Raw genomic sequence first — 236 nt, 5'->3', positions numbered from 1 at the left:
GAGGATCGAGCCGGTGTCCATCCAGCCCTTCCACTTGCCGAACCGTCTAACGAGCTGTCCGATGATGATCGACGCGCCCATCTGACCGATGTTCATGGGGATGGTCATCAGGCCCGACTCGGTCGGCGTGGCGCCACGGGCCTGCTGGAAGTACTGCGCGAGGAAGACCGAGGTCGCGAACATCGGGACGCCGATCGCGGTCGAGGCGATGACGGACAGCGTGAAGGTGCGGTTGC

Annotated in this window: 1 pseudogene; it reads right to left on the bottom strand. The window is 64.4% G+C overall.

Features of this window, described 5'->3' with window-relative positions:
* Positions 1-236, bottom strand: a pseudogene (locus tag KVS71_RS18880) (MFS transporter); the annotation flags it as partial.

This window comes from Microbacterium sp. GbtcB4 (assembly GCF_019091465.1).
GTDB classification, from domain to species: domain Bacteria; phylum Actinomycetota; class Actinomycetes; order Actinomycetales; family Microbacteriaceae; genus Microbacterium; species Microbacterium paraoxydans.
The sequence above is the reverse complement of the archived record's forward strand: the minus strand, read 5'-3'. Positions and strand labels throughout refer to the sequence as shown.